The following is a 1,190-nucleotide window of genomic DNA, read 5'->3' on the forward strand; positions in this document are numbered from 1 at the left end:
GAGGACGAGCGGGGGGGGGATCGCGGCGACGCTGATGACGAGCCGCTCCGCGACGCTCCGGTCGACGAACGGCGCGACCACTCGGGCGAAAACCGAGGGCCCCCCGTCCCCGTCGGGGTCCGGGTCGCTCACGCGTCCACCCCCTCGTCGCTGCCGGTCGAGGCGTCGATCCCGTCGTCGCCGGTCGAGGCGTCGATCCCGTCACCGGGCGTGTCGCCCGCCCCGCCGACGGCGTCGTCGTGGATCGCGGCCCCCTCGACGGAGTCGTCGTCGAGGGACTCGCCGGCCATCAGCAGCCCGATCTCCTCTTCGGTCACGGTCGCGGGGTCGACGACGCCGGTGAACTCGCCCTCGTGCATCACCGCGAGGCGGTCGGAGAGGCCCTGTACCTCGTCGAGCTTCGAGGAGACGAGGAGGACGGCCTTCCCCTCGGCGCGCAGCTCGAGCAGCCGGTCGTGGAGGAACTCCGTCGACCCGATGTCGACGCCGCGGGTCGGGTGGGTCGCGACGACCAGCGCGGGGTCGCGCTCGAACTCGCGGCCGACGATGAACTTCTGCTGGTTGCCGCCCGACAGCGACTCGGCCTCCGCCTCGGCGTCCGGCGGCCGGACGTCGTACTGCTCGATGACCGACTCCGCGTGGTCGCGGGCGGCGCGCCAGTCGAGCCGGCCGCCGTTCGCGAACGGCGGGTCGTGTTGGCTCCCCAAGATGCCGTTCTCGGTGAGGTCGTACGACATCACGAGGCCGCGCTCCTGTCGGTCCTCGGGGATGAACGCCATCCCGCGGTCGATCCGGTCGCGGCGCGTCTTCCCGACCATCGACTCGCCGCGGTACCGTACCGCTCCGGACGCGGACTCGCGCAGGCCCGTGACCGCTTCGACGAGCTGGGACTGACCGTTCCCGTCGACGCCCGCGATCCCGAGTATCTCGCCGCCCCGGAGCGCGAACGAGAGGTCCGACACCGCCTCGACGCCCCGGTCGTCCTCGACGCGGAGGTCGGTCACTTCGAGCACCGTGTCGCCCGGCTCCTGCGGCGTCGTCGCCGGGTCCATCAGCACCTCGCGGCCGACCATCATCTGCGCGAGGTCCTCGCGGGTCACGTCGTCGGACGCGACCGTGCCGACGTTGACGCCGTCGCGGAGGACCGTGATCTCGTCGGCCGCCGACAGCGCCTCCCCGAGCTTGTGCGA

General features: G+C 72.8%; 1 protein-coding gene. It reads right to left on the minus strand.

Annotation, left to right across the window (positions count from 1 at the left end; all coding sequences use genetic code 11):
* Positions 1 to 128: 128 nt before the first annotated feature.
* Positions 129 to 1,190, minus strand: a 1,062-nt coding sequence (locus U4E84_RS17965) for an ATP-binding cassette domain-containing protein (protein WP_322533435.1), incomplete at its 5' end; no start/stop codon positions are given.

Source organism: Halorubrum sp. AD140, from assembly GCF_034497445.1.
Classification (GTDB): domain Archaea; phylum Halobacteriota; class Halobacteria; order Halobacteriales; family Haloferacaceae; genus Halorubrum.